Below are 14,581 nucleotides of genomic sequence, written 5' to 3'. Positions count from 1 at the left end.
CGGGGTTCTTGCCGCACATGACGGTAATCAGAGCAGCGAGCGGCCCTTGTTGGCAGCAATGCGCATACGCAGGGCGTTGAGCTTGATGAAGCCAGCTGCATCCGCCTGGTTGTAGGCGCCGCCATCTTCCTCGAAGGTAGCGATGTTGGCGTCGAACAGCGAGTCGTCCGACTTGCGGCCGACAACGGTGACGTTGCCCTTGTACAGCTTCAGGCGTACCACGCCGTTCACGTTGACCTGCGAAGCGTCGATCATCTGTTGCAGCATCAGACGCTCCGGGCTCCACCAGTAGCCGGTGTAGATCAGGCTGGCGTACTTCGGCATCAGCTCATCCTTCAGGTGAGCGACTTCGCGGTCCAGGGTGATCGACTCGATGGCACGGTGGGCCTTGAGCATGATGGTGCCACCAGGGGTCTCGTAGCAACCGCGCGACTTCATGCCGACGTAACGGTTCTCGACGATATCCAGACGGCCGATGCCATTGGCACCACCGATACGGTTCAGGTCGGCCAGGACGGTGGCCGGAGTCTTCTCGACACCGTCGATGGCAACGATGTCACCGTTGCGGTAGGTCAGCTCGATGTAGGTAGCCTGATCCGGGGCGTTCTCAGGCGAGACACTCCAGCGCCACATGTCTTCTTCGTGCTCGGTCCAGGTATCTTCCAGGACACCGCCTTCGTAGGAGATGTGCAGCAGGTTGGCGTCCATCGAGTACGGCGACTTCTTCTTGCCGTGGCGCTCGATCGGGATGCCGTGCTTCTCGGCGTAGTCCATCAGCTTCTCGCGGGACAGCAGGTCCCACTCACGCCATGGGGCGATTACCTTGACGCCTGGCTTCAGCGCGTAGGCACCCAGTTCGAAACGCACCTGGTCGTTGCCTTTGCCGGTGGCGCCGTGGGAAATGGCGTCGGCGCCGGTTTCGTTGGCAATTTCGATCAGGCGCTTGGCGATCAGCGGACGGGCGATGGAAGTACCCAGCAGGTACTCGCCCTCGTAGACGGTGTTGGCGCGGAACATCGGGAACACGAAATCACGCACGAATTCTTCGCGCAGGTCGTCGATGTAGATCTCTTTAACGCCCATTGCCTGGGCCTTGGCACGAGCCGGCTCGACCTCTTCGCCCTGCCCCAGGTCAGCGGTGAAGGTCACCACTTCGCAGTTGTAGGTATCCTGCAGCCACTTGAGAATCACCGAAGTATCAAGGCCGCCGGAATACGCCAGTACGACCTTTTTTACGTCCGCCATGCCATCACTCCACGGGGTTGTACGGAAAGGGATCGATTCTAACGACGTTACGGATAAATTTACAGTGGGGCGACAGCTTCTGACGACAAAGCGACAAGAAGTTTCGGAAGGGCGACTTACCGTCGGAAATTATGAAATGCCGTGTGAGAGCAGCCTTCAGGACTTGGCAGGTGTTGGCTCAGGGGCCTTTTCGACAGGCTTCTCAACCGGCTTCTCGATTATCGCAACCCGATCCAGTTCGATATTCACCCGACGATTACGCGCCCGGTTGGCAGCATTGGTGTTCTTCGCCAATGGATAACGCTCGCCATGGAAACGCACGGTAATCTGCTCTTCCGGAACGCCATGGGCCTTGAGGTAGTCGGCTACCGCCAGTGCCCGGCGGCGCGACATGTCGCGATTGGTCAGGCGATTGCCACTGTTGTCGGAGTGGCCGTTGAGCTCTACATGGTTAACGGTCGGGTCAGCCTTGATGTAGTCGAGGATCACGTCCAGCCGTGCCTTGGCCGCGCCATCCAGCTCGAAGCCTCCCCCGGGGAAGCCCACCTGGGTCTGACGCACCTGATCGTAATTCATCGGCAGCAGCTTGCCGGCACAGGCCTGATAGTCGTTGTAGGCCTTGGCGAAGCTGACCGGCAGCACACGCACTTCCATCGGCCTGCCCGCCTCGCCGGCATAATTGCGTACCACCGTGCTGCGCCCATCGAGCAGGCCGTTGATCAGGCGACTGGCCTGGCCTTGGGAAGAACTGAACAACACCCCGGTACGGGCCATGCGCACGCTGCCCAGATTGATGTCGCTGCGCCCAGGCTGCCACGGCGCAGCAGCTGCCAGCAATGTGGCCGTGCCCGCCCCCAGTACGTTGCTGTCCGAGCGCAACTGGAACACCGGCTGCTCGCCCGCGCGGCGCACGAACTCGCCACTGCCGAAACCGTCGATCGGCTGGATCAGCCGGCATTCGAACTGGTCACCCTCGACCTTCCAGGCAATGTTTTCCATGCGCGTCTGGAAGGTCAGCGCACCGGCCGGCAGGCTGGCGAATAGGGTCAACAGGGCTAGGTAACGCTGGCGCACGGGCGGCTCCACAAATTCTGACGGCTTACCTGCAGGCTATCGGACGCCTGGCGGAAAACTTGATAGCCGTGCTCCACCCAGGGTTTTCCGGTAGCATTGGGGCTTGAGTTCGACCCGCCTGGAATCCCCAATGTCCGATCGCCTGACCCTCCTGCGTCCCGACGACTGGCACATCCATCTGCGCGATGGTGCCGTCCTGCCCCACACCGTTGGCGATGTGGCGCGTACTTTCGCCCGTGCCATCATCATGCCCAACCTGGTTCCGCCGGTACGCAATGCCGTAGAGGCCGGCGCCTACCGTGAGCGCATCCTGGCCGCCCGCCCGGCTGGCAGCCGCTTCGAGCCGCTGATGGTGTTGTACCTCACCGACCGCACCAGCCCCGAGGACATCCGCGCGGCCAAGGCCAGCGGTTTCGTGTATGCCGCCAAGCTGTACCCTGCTGGCGCCACCACCAATTCAGACTCGGGCGTGACCAGCATCGACAACATCTTCCCGGCCATCGAGGCGCTGGCGGAAGTTGGCATGCCGCTACTGGTGCATGGCGAAGTGACCCGTAGCGAGATCGACGTGTTCGACCGCGAGAAGCGCTTCATCGACGAGCATATGCGCCGTGTGGTCGAGCGCTTCCCGACACTGAAGGTGGTGTTCGAGCACATCACCACCAGCGATGCCGCGCAGTTCGTCACCGAGGCCCCGGCCAACGTCGGCGCGACCATCACCGCGCAGCACCTGCTGTACAACCGCAACCACATGCTGGTTGGCGGCATTCGCCCGCACTTCTACTGCCTGCCGATCCTCAAGCGCAACACCCATCAGGTGGCGTTGCTGGATGCGGCCACCAGCGGCAACCCGAAGTTCTTCCTGGGTACCGACTCGGCCCCACACGCCCGACACGCCAAGGAAGCCGCCTGCGGTTGCGCCGGTTGCTACACCGCCTACGCAGCCATCGAGATGTACGCCGAAGCGTTCGAGCAGCGTAACGCGCTGGACAAGCTGGAAGGCTTTGCCAGCCTGCACGGCCCGGCGTTCTACGGCCTGCCGGCAAACACCGACACCATTACCCTGGTCCGCGAAGAATGGACCGCCCCGGATAGCCTGCCGTTTGGCGAGCAGACCGTAGTCCCGCTGCGCGCCGGCGAAAAACTGCGCTGGCGCCTGCTGGAGGAAAACGCGTGAGCGAAGACCTCTACGAAGACGACCTCGACACCCAAGGCAGCAGCGGCTCGCGCCATCCGATGGCCGAGCGTTTCCGCGGCTATCTGCCGGTAGTGGTAGACGTTGAAACCGGCGGCTTCAACAGCGCTACCGATGCCCTGCTGGAAATTGCCGCAGTCACCATCGGCATGGACGAAAAGGGCTTCCTGTTCCCCGAGCACACCTACTTCCACCGCGTGGAGCCATTCGAGGGCGCCAACATCGAGGCGGCCGCGCTGGAATTCACCGGGATCAAGCTGGACCACCCGCTGCGTATGGCAGTCAGCGAAGAAAGTGCGCTGACCGACATCTTCCGTGGCGTACGCAAGGCGCTCAAGGCCAATGGTTGCAAGCGGGCGATCCTGGTCGGCCACAACAGCAGCTTTGACCTGGGCTTCCTCAATGCGGCGGTGACGCGCAATGACCTGAAGCGCAACCCGTTCCACCCGTTCTCCAGCTTCGACACCGCTACCCTGGCGGGCCTGGCTTATGGCCAGACCGTACTGGCGCGGGCCTGCCAGAGCGCCGACATCGACTTCGACGGACGTGAGGCGCACTCGGCGCGCTATGACACCGAGAAGACGGCCGAGCTGTTCTGCGGCATCGTCAACCGCTGGAAAGAGATGGGCGGCTGGCGCGATTTCAACGATTGATCTGCAAAAGCGTTCGCGCGCATTCCCGCTCCCACCGGTACTGCAGTGGCCTCAGCCATTGTGCTATTCCTGTGGGAGCGGGCAAGCCCGCGAAAAGGCCGGCACAGGACGGCACAAAAAAACCGGCCACAAGGGCCGGTTTTTTCATGCACGCGGCAATTACAGCTTGCCAGCGTTCTCGCTCAGGTAGGCAGCAACGCCTTCCGGCGAAGCGTTCATGCCTTTGTCGCCTTTTTTCCAGTTGGCAGGGCAGACTTCGCCGTGCTCTTCGTGGAACTGCAGGGCGTCGACCAGGCGCAGCAGCTCGTCCATGTTGCGGCCCAGTGGCAGGTCGTTGACGATCTGCGAACGAACAACACCGTTGGTGTCGATCAGGAAGGCGCCACGGAAGGCTACGCCGCCTTCGGACTCGACGTCGTAGGCCTTGCAGATTTCGTGGGTCATGTCGGCAGCCAGAGTGTACTTGACCTGGCCGATACCGCCGTTGTTGACCGGGGTGTTACGCCAGGCGTTGTGGGTGAAGTGCGAGTCGATCGACACGCCGATCACTTCCACGTTGCGCGCCTGGAAGTCAGGGATGCGGTTGTCCAGGGCGATCAGCTCGGACGGGCAGACGAAGGTGAAGTCCAGCGGGTAGAAGAACACCAGGCCGTACTTGCCCTTGATGGCCGAAGCCAGGTTGAAGCTGTCGACGATCTCGCCATTGCCCAGCACGGCCGGAACGGTGAAATCGGGGGCTTTCTTACCAACGAGTACGCTCATTGTAATCTCCTGATGAGGGTGAAAAACCGTTTGCCGGGCCAGACGGGCTTGCCCGACATCCAACAAAGGCCGTCCATCATACACGGCTTCTGGTGACAGGCCGACTCCAACGACGAAGCAACCGCCGGTCGCTCAAGCACGGCCCTTTCAGAAACTCCTTTGACAAGCATTCTCATTAACATTAAGCTCCACTCCATCGAGCCCACCAACGATGGTCAGCCTTTATGTATGTGTGTCTTTGTGTCGGCGTTACCGACGGACAGATCCGCGATGCGATCTATGAAGGATGCTGCAGCTACAAGGAAGTGCGAGCCGCCACAAACGTCGCCAGCCAGTGCGGCAAATGTGCCTGCGTTGCCAAGCAGGTGGTCCGCGAGACCCTGACCGAGCTCCAGGTCAGCCAGGCAGCCCTGCCCTACCCCGTGGAATTTACCGCAGCCTGATAACAAAGAATTCGAAGAACCGGACCTTGCGTCCGGTTTTTTTATGCCCGCAATTCAATAAGTTAGCGCTCCAACGCGGTTCACAAACATTCTTATTTCCATTAATTTTCACTTATTATTCAAGAACTTAGGTTTGACACACCTAAGTATCGGGCTCAAACTTCACTGTATTGGCACACTTCTACAGGGCAGGAACCCGACATGAAAGGCGACGTAAGCGTCATCCAGCATCTCAACAAGATCCTCGGAAACGAGCTGGTCGCGATCAACCAGTACTTCCTGCACGCACGCATGTACGAAGATTGGGGCCTGAACAAACTCGGCAAGCACGAGTACAAGGAATCCATCGACGAGATGAAGCACGCTGACAAGCTGATCAAGCGTATTCTCTTCCTCGAAGGCATCCCCAACGTCCAGGACCTGGGCAAGCTGCTGATTGGCGAGCACACCAAAGAGATGCTCGAATGCGACCTGAAGATCGAACAGAAAGGCCTGGTCGACCTGAAAGCGGCCATCGCCCATTGCGAAACCGCTGGCGACTTTGGCTCGCGTGACATGCTCGAAGATATCCTCGAGTCCGAGGAAGAGCACATCGACTGGCTGGAAACCCAGCTGGGGCTGATCGACAAGATTGGTATCGAGAACTACCTGCAGTCGCAGATGGGCGAAGAATAAATATTCGTCCCATGAAAAAACCCGCGATCAGCGGGTTTTTTCATGCTTGCCGGAAATTCAGGCCTCGGAAGCCTTGGCCTTGGCAGCCGCTTCCTTGATCAGGGTCTGCAGCTCACCCTTCTCGAACATTTCCAGCATGATGTCGCTGCCGCCGACCAGTTCACCGGCTACCCACAGCTGCGGGAAGGTCGGCCAGTTGGCGTATTTTGGCAGGTTCGCACGGATTTCCGGGTTCTGCAGGATGTCGACGTAGGCGAACTTCTCGCCACAACCCATCACGGCCTGCGATGCACGCGCAGAGAAGCCACACTGCGGGGCATTCGGCGAGCCTTTCATGTAAAGCAGAATGGTGTTGTTGGCAATCTGCTCTTTGATCGTTTCGATGATATCCATGTAGCACCTCGGCTGAACTTTCCGACGCGGTCGTCGGCACGGTGACGCATTGTAACGGAAAGCCGAGCAGCATGCTCGGCCTTACCATTCCTTACGCGGCCTCTACCTGCACGGGTACGCCATTGAGGGCGGCGTTGCCGGAAACCTGATCACGCAGGCGCTCATCGGTGAGGTCGTTGGCACTCACCCCAGGTTGCGCCTTGGCGATCTGCATGTGCACGCCTTGACGAGAGTGACCGAAGCCATGGGGCAGGCTGACTACACCGGGCATCATGTCCTCGCAGGCCTGAACCTCGACTTCAAGATCCCCGGTACGCGAGCGGATACGAACTCGCTGGCCGTCCTGCAACTGACGATGCTGCAGGTCCTGCGGATGCATCAACAACTGATGGCGCGGCTTGCCTTTCACCAGTCGATGAAAGTTGTGCATCCATGAATTGTTGCTGCGAACATGGCGACGGCCGATCAGCAGCAGTTCGCCCGGCACCGGAGGGGCCTGTTGCGCCAGTCGCCCCAAGTCATCCAGCAGCACCTGGGGCGCCGCTTCGACGGCCTTGCTGGCAGTCGTCAGGCGCGCAGCGAGGTTGGCGCGCAATGGCCCCAGGTCGAGGCCATGCGGGTGCTCGTCCAGCGCTGCCAGCGAAAGCTGCCAGGGTGTCGTTTCACCATAACGCCCCTTGCGCAGGGCCAGGTCGATCATCTGCGCTGGCGCCCAGGTCGGTTTCAAATCCAGCTCGGCGCGTTTGGCGAACGCTTGTGCCAGCCCGACAAAAATCTCCCAGTCATGCAATGCCCCTTCGGGCTTGGCCAGGATCGCCCGGTTGAAGCGGGTCACGTTGCGCACGGCCAGCAAGTTGAATGTGCTGTCGTAATGGTCGTTTTCCAGCGCCGAGGTGGAGGGCAGGATCAGGTCGGCATGGCGGGTGGTTTCGTTGATGTACAGGTCAATGCTGAGCATGAACTCCAACCCCTCCAGCGCCACATCCAGCTGGCGGCCATTGGGCGTTGAGAGCACGGGGTTGCCAGCCACCGTCACCAGCGCACGCACCTGCCCTTCGCCTGGCGTCAGCATTTCCTCGGCCAAGGCCGCCACGGGCAGTTCGCCGCCGTACTCGGGCAAGCCCGACACCCGGCTCTGCCAGGCGTTGAAATGGCCACCCGAGGTGGTCGCTACCAGGTCGACGGCAGGCTCGGTGCACAACGCGCCGCCTTCACGGTCAAGGTTGCCGGTTACCAGGTTGATCAGTTGCACCAGCCAGTGGCAAAGGGTGCCGTAGGCTTGGGTCGAAACCCCCATGCGGCCGTAGCACACCGCCCTGTCGGCCGCGGCAAAGTCCCTTGCCAGCTGGCGAATGTCTGTCGCGGCAATGCCACAGTGCGCGCTCATGGCCTCCGCGCTGAACGGCGCGATCGCTTCGCGCACCTGCTGCAAGCCGATGACCGGCAAGTGCGAGCCGCGCGCCAGGCCTTCAGTGAACAGGGTGTTGAGCAAGCCACACAACAAAGCCGCATCCCCTCCAGGGCGAATGAACAGGTGACTGTCGGCCATCGCCGCCGTTTCGCTGCGCCGCGGGTCCACCACCACCAGGCGCCCACCCCGGGCCTGCAGGGCTTTCAGGCGTTTTTCCACGTCCGGCACGGTCATGATGCTGCCGTTGGAGGCCAGCGGGTTGCCGCCGAGGATCAGCATGAAACCGGTCTGGTCGATGTCCGGGATCGGCAGCAGCAGGCCATGGCCGTACATCAGGTGGCTGACCAGGTGCTGCGGCAACTGGTCCACCGAGGTGGCAGAGAAGCGGTTGCGGGTTTTCAGCAGGCCCAGGAAGTAGTTGCTGTGGGTCATCAGGCCGTAGTTGTGCACGCTCGGGTTGCCTTGGTACACCGCCACGGCATTGCGCCCATGGACCTGCTGGATCGCCCACAGCCTGTCGGCGGCCAGGGCAAAGGCCTCGTCCCAGCCGATGGCCTGCCAGTGCTCGCCCACCCGCTTGTGCGGTTGGCGCAGGCGGTCGGGGTCGTTCTGGATGTCCTGCAGGGCCACGGCCTTTGGGCAGACATGGCCGCGGCTGAACGGGTCCTGGGGGTCGCCCTTGATCGAACTGATCAGCGCCCGCCCATCGTCGTCATGGCTGACTTCAATGTTCAGCCCACAGATCGCTTCGCACAGGTGACAGGCACGGTGATGCAGGGTCTTGGTCATGGCCGCCTCTGCCTTGTTGTTGTGGAGGATGTGTAGAAGGTTGTCGAACATCGACTATGCGCCCAGCCCCCGCCACCGGCCAGCGCACTTCGCGGTGTGAATCCACCGACATCAGGCACACGATTTGCGACAGCCATTTGCCAAATTGCCGGCAAGCCGTGTACAAACCTCTGTAGCAAATAAAAAACAGCACTGCCCGTCGGGTAAAGACACCCTTTGCAACACCCTTTGGTACTGGGCAGCTGTTTCCCCTCTTGGCTTCAGGCGACATTTACTTATAGTATTGCGCCTTTCCCTATTTCGTCCGCCCCCGTGCGGCTTACGCCGCAGGTCACTCCCGTTGTCAAAAAAAACCATACGGTCGACCTGCATACCGTTGCAGATAAGGTAGTCAATCATGAGCGCTAGGCACTTTCTCTCCCTGCTGGACTTCACCACCGACGAATTGCTCGGTGTGATCCGCCGCGGCATCGAGCTGAAGGACCTGCGCAAGCGAGGCGTGCTGTTCGAGCCCCTGAAGAACCGCGTGCTGGGCATGATCTTCGAAAAGTCCTCGACCCGTACCCGCGTGTCATTCGAGGCAGGCATGATCCAGCTCGGCGGCCAGGCCATCTTCCTGTCCCCGCGCGACACCCAGCTGGGCCGTGGCGAGCCGATAAGCGATAGCGCCATCGTGCTGTCGAGCATGCTCGACGTGGTGATGATCCGTACCCACGCCCACAGCACCCTGACCGAATTCGCCGCCAACTCGCGTGTGCCGGTGATCAACGCGCTGTCCGACGAGTCGCACCCGTGCCAGCTGCTGGCCGACATGCAGACCTTCCTCGAACATCGCGGCTCGATCCAGGGCAAGACCGTCGCCTGGATCGGCGATGGCTTCAACATGTGCAACTCGTACATCGAGGCAGCCAGGCAGTTCGACTTCCAGCTGCGCATTGCCTGCCCGGAAGGCTACGAGCCGGACCCACGCTTCATGGCCATTGGTGGTGACCACGTGCAGATCGTGCGTGACCCGAAGGAAGCCGTGCGCGGCGCCCATCTGGTAACCACGGATGTCTGGACTTCCATGGGTCAGGAGGAGGAAACTGCACGGCGCCTGGCGCATTTCGCGCCTTACCAGGTCACCCGCGAGCTGCTCGACCTGGCGGCACCCGACGCCCTGTTCATGCACTGCCTGCCAGCCCACCGTGGTGAGGAAATCAGCCATGACCTGCTCGACGACCCACGTTCGGTCGCCTGGGACCAGGCTGAAAACCGCCTGCATGCACAGAAGGCCCTTCTCGAATTCCTTGTAGAACCGGCTTACCACCACGCATGAGTCAACCCCTACTGCTCAACCTGCGCAACCTCGCCTGCGGCTATGGCGACCAGCGCATCGTTCAGAACCTCAATCTGCACCTGAACGCAGGCGACATCGGTTGCCTGCTGGGTTCATCCGGTTGCGGCAAGACCACCACCCTGCGCGCCATCGCCGGTTTCGAACCGATACACGACGGCGAGATCCAGTTGGCTGGGGAAGTCATTTCCCGGGCCGGGTTCACACTGGCCCCGGAAAAACGCCGCATCGGCATGGTGTTCCAGGATTACGCGCTGTTCCCGCACCTGACCGTGGCGCAGAACGTTGCCTTCGGCATCGCCAAGCACCCCCGCCAGGCCGAGGTCATCGAAGAGATGCTCGAGCTGGTCAAGCTGGGCGGCCTGGGCGGGCGCTACCCGCATGAACTGTCCGGCGGCCAGCAGCAACGGGTCGCCCTGGCCCGTGCACTGGCACCGGAGCCGCAACTGCTGCTGCTCGACGAGCCATTTTCCAACCTCGACGTAGAGCTGCGCCGGCGCTTGAGCCATGAGGTTCGCGACATTCTAAAGAGCCGCGGCACCAGCGCCATCCTGGTGACCCATGACCAGGAAGAAGCCTTTGCCGTCAGCGACCAGGTTGGCGTGTTCAAGGAAGGCCGCCTGGAGCAGTGGGACACGCCCTACAACCTTTACCACGAGCCGCAGACGCCGTTCGTGGCCAGCTTCATTGGCCAGGGGTATTTCATCCGTGGGCAGATGATCAGCCACGAGGCGGTCAATACCGAGCTGGGTGAATTACGCGGCAACCGTGCCTACATCATGGCGCCGGGCAGCTCGGTGGATGTACTGCTGCGCCCTGACGATATCGTCCACGCACCGGGCAGTGCGCTGCAGGCGAACATCGTCGGCAAGAGCTTCCTTGGGGCATCGACCCTGTACCGCCTGCAATTGCCGACCGGCAGCCAGCTCGAGGCGATCTTCCCTAGCCATGACGACCGTCAGGTCGGTGAGGATGTGGGGATTGCGGTCAAGGCCGATCACCTGGTGCTATTCCCGGTGCCGGGCAGCGTGGCGGCGCAGTTGCCGCGGCAGGACAACGGCGTTCGCCGGTACAGCTCGGCGACCTGATTCGAAATTTTGGGGCCGCTCTGCGGCCCATCGCGACACAAGGCCGCTCCTACAAGGGTACGTATTCCCCCTGTAGGAGCGGCCTTGTGCCGCGAAGGGCTGCAAAGCAGCCCCAGAAATCTCAGCCCCGACCAATCCCGGCAAACTTGCCCTGGGTGTACTCAGCCAGCACCACCGCCGCCAACTCCACCTCCAGCCCACGCCGCCCGGCGCTGACATGGATGGTTGCAAAGTTCTGCGCCGAGTCATCGATGAAGGTGCGCAGGCGCTTCTTCTGCCCCAGCGGGCTGATCCCGCCCACCAGGTACCCCGTGGCTCGCTGCGCCGACGCCGGCTCGGCCATCTCGCACTTTTTCACCCCGGCAGCCTGGGCCAGGGCCTTGAGGTCGAGCGTACCCACCACAGGTACCACCGCCACCAGCAATTCACCCTTCTCACTGCTCGCCAGCAAGGTCTTGAACACCTGCTGCGGGTCGAGACCAAGTTTCTCCGCCGCTTCCAGGCCATATGACGCCGATTTGGGGTCATGTTCGTAACTGTGCACACGATGCTCGGCACGGTGTTTCTTCAACAGGTCTAGGGCGGGGGTCATGCGGGGGCTCCGGTCGGGACAGCTCGGCGGCTACTTTAGGACAATTCCCACACCGCAGCCAGCGCACCGCAATTGCGCGGCTCTAGTACGCGGATCCGCACCTGAAATCAGCATCCAGATCGTGACCGACCGTTCACTTTCGACCTTTGACATCAGCGTTTCTTGTCTATATTTTTTCGTTTCTGAATAAAATGGTGCACTTTTAAGGTGCATTTCCCAACATCTGCCCGGGTCAACGGGGATAGACTCCGGGCTTTGCTGTCGAGCGCCACGCGCCTCACAACAAAAAAAAACGAGGTCATACATGACGACTGCTCTACGCCAACCCACGCTTTCCAGCCAATGCCTGGCCGAGTTCCTGGGCACTGCACTGCTCATCTTTTTCGGTACCGGCTGCGTCGCCGCGCTCAAGGTCGCGGGCGCAAGCTTCGGCCTTTGGGAAATCAGTATCATCTGGGGCGTGGGCGTCAGCATGGCGATCTACCTCACCGCCGGTATTTCCGGCGCACACCTGAACCCCGCGGTGAGCATCGCCCTCACCCTGTTCGCCGGCTTCGACAAGCGCAAGCTGCCCTTCTACATGCTGGCCCAGGTATGCGGCGCGTTCTGTGGCGCAGCGTTGGTCTACACCCTGTACAGCAACCTGTTCTTCGATTTCGAACAGGCCCACGCCATGTTGCGCGGTAGCGAAGCCAGCCTGGAACTGGCCTCGGTCTTCTCCACCTATCCGCACCCATCGCTGTCCACCGGCCAGGCGTTTCTGGTCGAGGTGATCATCACCGCCATCCTGATGGCCGTGATCATGGCCCTGACCGACGACAACAACGGCCTGCCGCGCGGCGCCATGGCCCCGCTGCTGATCGGCCTGCTGATCGCCGTGATCGGCAGCGCCATGGGCCCGTTGACCGGCTTTGCCATGAACCCGGCCCGCGATTTCGGGCCAAAACTCATGACCTTCCTGGCCGGTTGGGGCGAAATCGCCTTCACTGGCGGTCGGGACATGCCTTATTTCCTGGTTCCGGTGTTCGCACCGATCCTTGGCGCCTGCCTGGGTGCCGCGACCTATCGCGGCCTGATCGCACGCAACCTGCCAATGGCAGCCGCCGTGAACCCTGAGACAAATGACAATCGCCAGGGCGATACTCAAGTCAACTGACGCCGGCATCACGCCCAGCCCTGACCCCCTATTTTCGCAAGGCCTACGACCATGACAGACACCCAGGATAAGAACTACATCATCGCCCTGGACCAGGGCACCACCAGTTCGCGGGCCATTATTTTCGACCGCGACGCCAATGTGGTTGGGACCTCCCAGCGCGAGTTCGCCCAGCACTACCCGCAGGCGGGCTGGGTCGAGCACGACCCGATGGAAATCTTTGCCACGCAGAGCGCGACCATGGTCGAGGCCTTGGCCCAGGCGGGCATCAGCCACGCCCAGGTCGCCGCACTGGGTATCACCAACCAACGTGAAACCACCGTGGTGTGGGACAAGGAAACCGGCCGCCCGGTGTACAATGCCATCGTCTGGCAGTGCCGCCGCAGCACGGAGATCTGCGCCCAGCTCAAGCGCGACGGCCATGAAGACTACATTCGCGAAACCACTGGCCTGGTCACCGACCCATACTTCTCCGGCACCAAGCTGAAGTGGATCCTCGACAATGTCGAGGGTGCCCGCGAACGCGCCGAGCGCGGCGAGCTGCTGTTCGGCACCATCGATACCTGGCTGATCTGGAAGTTCTCCGGCGGCAAGGTGCATGTCACTGATTACACCAACGCCTCGCGCACGCTGATGTTCAACATCCACAGCCTGCAGTGGGACGACAAGCTCCTGGAAATCCTCGGCATCCCACGGCAGATGCTGCCCGAGGTACGCCCTTCCTCCGAGGTCTACGGCCATACCAAGAGCGGTATCGCCATTGCCGGTATCGCCGGTGATCAGCAATCGGCACTGTTCGGCCAGATGTGCGTGGAACCGGGCCAGGCCAAGAACACCTATGGCACCGGCTGCTTCCTGCTGATGAACACCGGTGACCAGGCGGTGAAGTCGTCCCATGGCCTGCTAACCACCATCGCCTGCGGCCCGCGTGGTGAAGTGGCCTATGCGCTGGAGGGTGCAGTGTTCAATGGTGGTTCCACCGTGCAGTGGCTGCGTGACGAACTGAAGATCGTCAACGACGCACTGGATACCGAATACTTCGCCAGCAAGGTCAAGGACAGCAACGGCGTATACCTGGTGCCTGCCTTCACCGGCCTGGGTGCCCCGTACTGGGACCCGTATGCCCGTGGCGCACTGTTCGGCCTGACCCGTGGCGTGAAGGTGGACCACATCATCCGCGCCGCGCTGGAATCGATCGCCTACCAGACTCGCGACGTGCTTGACGCAATGCAGCAGGATTGCGGCCAGCGCCTGTCCGAGCTGCGCGTGGACGGCGGCGCGGTGGCCAACAACTTCCTCATGCAGTTCCAGGCCGACATCCTCGGCACCTGCGTGGAGCGGCCGAAGATGCGCGAAACCACGGCGCTGGGGGCGGCCTACCTGGCAGGCCTGGCCTGTGGCTTCTGGAGCGGCCTGGACGAACTGCGCGACAAGGCGATCATCGAGCGCGAGTTCAGCCCGCAGCTGGATGAAACGCAGAAAGAGAAGCTGTACGCAGGCTGGAAGAAGGCAGTCGACCGTACCCGTGACTGGGAAGATCACGAGGCCTGATCCTACCTGACAGGCGCTACACCACGTGTAGGAGCGGCCTTATGTCGCGAAAGGGCCGCGAAGCGGCCCCAGCAGCATTTGCTATGACGCGAAAATCCTGGGGCCGCTTCACGGCCCTTTCGCGACACAAGGCCGCTCCTACAAAGAAGCGCCAGCGCAGGCCACAAAATCGATGCAGGGCATTTGTCCCCGCCGCCGCCCCGATAGTCTACTGGTCG

The 14,581-nt window shown here is 61.6% G+C and carries 14 protein-coding genes; 8 read left to right on the top strand and 6 right to left on the bottom strand.

Annotation, left to right across the window (positions count from 1 at the left end; translation table 11 throughout):
* Nucleotides 1–27: 27 nt before the first annotated feature.
* Nucleotides 28–1,245: an argininosuccinate synthase gene (locus CAG18_RS14270; RefSeq protein WP_013973956.1), complete on the bottom strand. Its 1,218-nt coding sequence runs from the start codon at nucleotides 1,243–1,245 to the stop codon at nucleotides 28–30.
* Nucleotides 1,246–1,401: 156 nt separating this feature from the next.
* Entirely contained in the window at nucleotides 1,402–2,319 is a 918-nt protein-coding gene (locus CAG18_RS14265) for an OmpA family protein (protein ID WP_085721066.1), read from the bottom strand.
* 130 nt (nucleotides 2,320–2,449) lie between these two features.
* Between CAG18_RS14265 and pyrC the strand changes: the two genes are divergently transcribed.
* Both pyrC and rnt read left to right on the top strand, forming a co-directional pair.
* Nucleotides 2,450–3,496, top strand: coding sequence for a dihydroorotase (gene pyrC, locus CAG18_RS14260; protein ID WP_015271562.1), 1,047 nt, complete (start codon nucleotides 2,450–2,452; stop codon nucleotides 3,494–3,496).
* A gap of 59 nt (nucleotides 3,497–3,555) precedes the next feature.
* Nucleotides 3,556–4,167, top strand: coding sequence for a ribonuclease T (gene rnt / locus CAG18_RS14255; RefSeq protein WP_230388460.1), 612 nt, complete (start codon nucleotides 3,556–3,558; stop codon nucleotides 4,165–4,167).
* Between the two features lie 159 nt (nucleotides 4,168–4,326).
* Here rnt and CAG18_RS14250 read toward each other — a convergent pair whose 3' ends face one another.
* Entirely contained in the window at nucleotides 4,327–4,929 is a 603-nt protein-coding gene (locus tag CAG18_RS14250) for a peroxiredoxin (RefSeq protein WP_003254945.1), read from the bottom strand.
* Between the two features lie 224 nt (nucleotides 4,930–5,153).
* Here CAG18_RS14250 and CAG18_RS14240 point away from each other — a divergent pair, with 224 nt between their 5' ends.
* Nucleotides 5,154–5,372, top strand: coding sequence for a bacterioferritin-associated ferredoxin (locus CAG18_RS14240; RefSeq protein ID WP_003254947.1), 219 nt, complete (start codon nucleotides 5,154–5,156; stop codon nucleotides 5,370–5,372).
* 201 nt (nucleotides 5,373–5,573) lie between these two features.
* A complete protein-coding gene (gene bfr, locus CAG18_RS14235; protein ID WP_003258014.1) occupies nucleotides 5,574–6,047 on the top strand; it encodes a bacterioferritin in 474 nt (157 codons plus the stop codon).
* Between the two features lie 57 nt (nucleotides 6,048–6,104).
* Here the strand turns inward: bfr and grxD are convergent, their stop codons facing one another.
* Nucleotides 6,105–6,440 carry a Grx4 family monothiol glutaredoxin gene (gene grxD / locus CAG18_RS14230; protein WP_003254949.1) on the bottom strand — a complete coding sequence of 112 codons (336 nt, stop codon included), beginning with the start codon at nucleotides 6,438–6,440 and terminating at the stop codon, nucleotides 6,105–6,107.
* 91 nt (nucleotides 6,441–6,531) lie between these two features.
* Complete coding sequence (locus CAG18_RS14225) at nucleotides 6,532–8,640, bottom strand: molybdopterin oxidoreductase family protein (protein WP_085721087.1); 2,109 nt, start codon at nucleotides 8,638–8,640, stop codon at nucleotides 6,532–6,534.
* A gap of 397 nt (nucleotides 8,641–9,037) precedes the next feature.
* On the opposite strand from CAG18_RS14225, the gene argF reads away from it, so the two are divergent.
* Nucleotides 9,038–9,958 carry an ornithine carbamoyltransferase gene (argF, locus tag CAG18_RS14220; protein ID WP_015271565.1) on the top strand — a complete coding sequence of 307 codons (921 nt, stop codon included), beginning with the start codon at nucleotides 9,038–9,040 and terminating at the stop codon, nucleotides 9,956–9,958.
* Nucleotides 9,955–11,064: an ABC transporter ATP-binding protein gene (locus CAG18_RS14215; RefSeq protein WP_015271566.1), complete on the top strand. Its 1,110-nt coding sequence runs from the start codon at nucleotides 9,955–9,957 to the stop codon at nucleotides 11,062–11,064. Before argF ends, CAG18_RS14215 begins: the two co-directional genes overlap by 4 nt.
* A gap of 121 nt (nucleotides 11,065–11,185) precedes the next feature.
* On the opposite strand, the gene ybaK is transcribed toward CAG18_RS14215, so the two are convergent.
* Complete coding sequence (gene ybaK, locus CAG18_RS14210; RefSeq protein ID WP_085721065.1) at nucleotides 11,186–11,656, bottom strand: Cys-tRNA(Pro) deacylase; 471 nt, start codon at nucleotides 11,654–11,656, stop codon at nucleotides 11,186–11,188.
* Between the two features lie 304 nt (nucleotides 11,657–11,960).
* Here ybaK and CAG18_RS14205 point away from each other — a divergent pair, with 304 nt between their 5' ends.
* Both CAG18_RS14205 and glpK read left to right on the top strand, forming a co-directional pair.
* Complete coding sequence (locus tag CAG18_RS14205) at nucleotides 11,961–12,812, top strand: MIP/aquaporin family protein (protein WP_015271568.1); 852 nt, start codon at nucleotides 11,961–11,963, stop codon at nucleotides 12,810–12,812.
* A 51-nt stretch (nucleotides 12,813–12,863) separates the two neighbouring features.
* The gene (gene glpK / locus CAG18_RS14200) at nucleotides 12,864–14,363 is read left to right on the top strand and encodes a glycerol kinase GlpK (protein ID WP_015271569.1); all 1,500 of its coding nucleotides are present in this window, start codon (nucleotides 12,864–12,866) and stop codon (nucleotides 14,361–14,363) included.
* Nucleotides 14,364–14,581 lie beyond the last annotated feature (218 nt).

Origin of the sequence: Pseudomonas sp. B22(2017), from assembly GCF_002113105.1 — a bacterium.
GTDB classification, from domain to species: Bacteria; Pseudomonadota; Gammaproteobacteria; order Pseudomonadales; family Pseudomonadaceae; genus Aquipseudomonas; species Aquipseudomonas asiatica.
The sequence above is the reverse complement of the archived record's forward strand: the minus strand, read 5'-3'. Positions and strand labels throughout refer to the sequence as shown.

Coding starts and splice junctions, on each gene's coding strand:
- CAG18_RS14240 (WP_003254947.1), top strand. CDS start 5,154: ATGTATGTGTGTCTTTGTGTCGGCGTTACCGACGGACAGATCCGCGAT.
- CAG18_RS14250 (WP_003254945.1), bottom strand. CDS start 4,929: ATGAGCGTACTCGTTGGTAAGAAAGCCCCCGATTTCACCGTTCCGGCC.
- glpK (WP_015271569.1), top strand. CDS start 12,864: ATGACAGACACCCAGGATAAGAACTACATCATCGCCCTGGACCAGGGC.
- grxD (WP_003254949.1), bottom strand. CDS start 6,440: ATGGATATCATCGAAACGATCAAAGAGCAGATTGCCAACAACACCATT.
- ybaK (WP_085721065.1), bottom strand. CDS start 11,656: ATGACCCCCGCCCTAGACCTGTTGAAGAAACACCGTGCCGAGCATCGT.
- CAG18_RS14270 (WP_013973956.1), bottom strand. CDS start 1,245: ATGGCGGACGTAAAAAAGGTCGTACTGGCGTATTCCGGCGGCCTTGAT.
- CAG18_RS14215 (WP_015271566.1), top strand. CDS start 9,955: ATGAGTCAACCCCTACTGCTCAACCTGCGCAACCTCGCCTGCGGCTAT.
- argF (WP_015271565.1), top strand. CDS start 9,038: ATGAGCGCTAGGCACTTTCTCTCCCTGCTGGACTTCACCACCGACGAA.
- CAG18_RS14205 (WP_015271568.1), top strand. CDS start 11,961: ATGACGACTGCTCTACGCCAACCCACGCTTTCCAGCCAATGCCTGGCC.
- bfr (WP_003258014.1), top strand. CDS start 5,574: ATGAAAGGCGACGTAAGCGTCATCCAGCATCTCAACAAGATCCTCGGA.
- CAG18_RS14225 (WP_085721087.1), bottom strand. CDS start 8,640: ATGACCAAGACCCTGCATCACCGTGCCTGTCACCTGTGCGAAGCGATC.
- pyrC (WP_015271562.1), top strand. CDS start 2,450: ATGTCCGATCGCCTGACCCTCCTGCGTCCCGACGACTGGCACATCCAT.
- rnt (WP_230388460.1), top strand. CDS start 3,556: ATGGCCGAGCGTTTCCGCGGCTATCTGCCGGTAGTGGTAGACGTTGAA.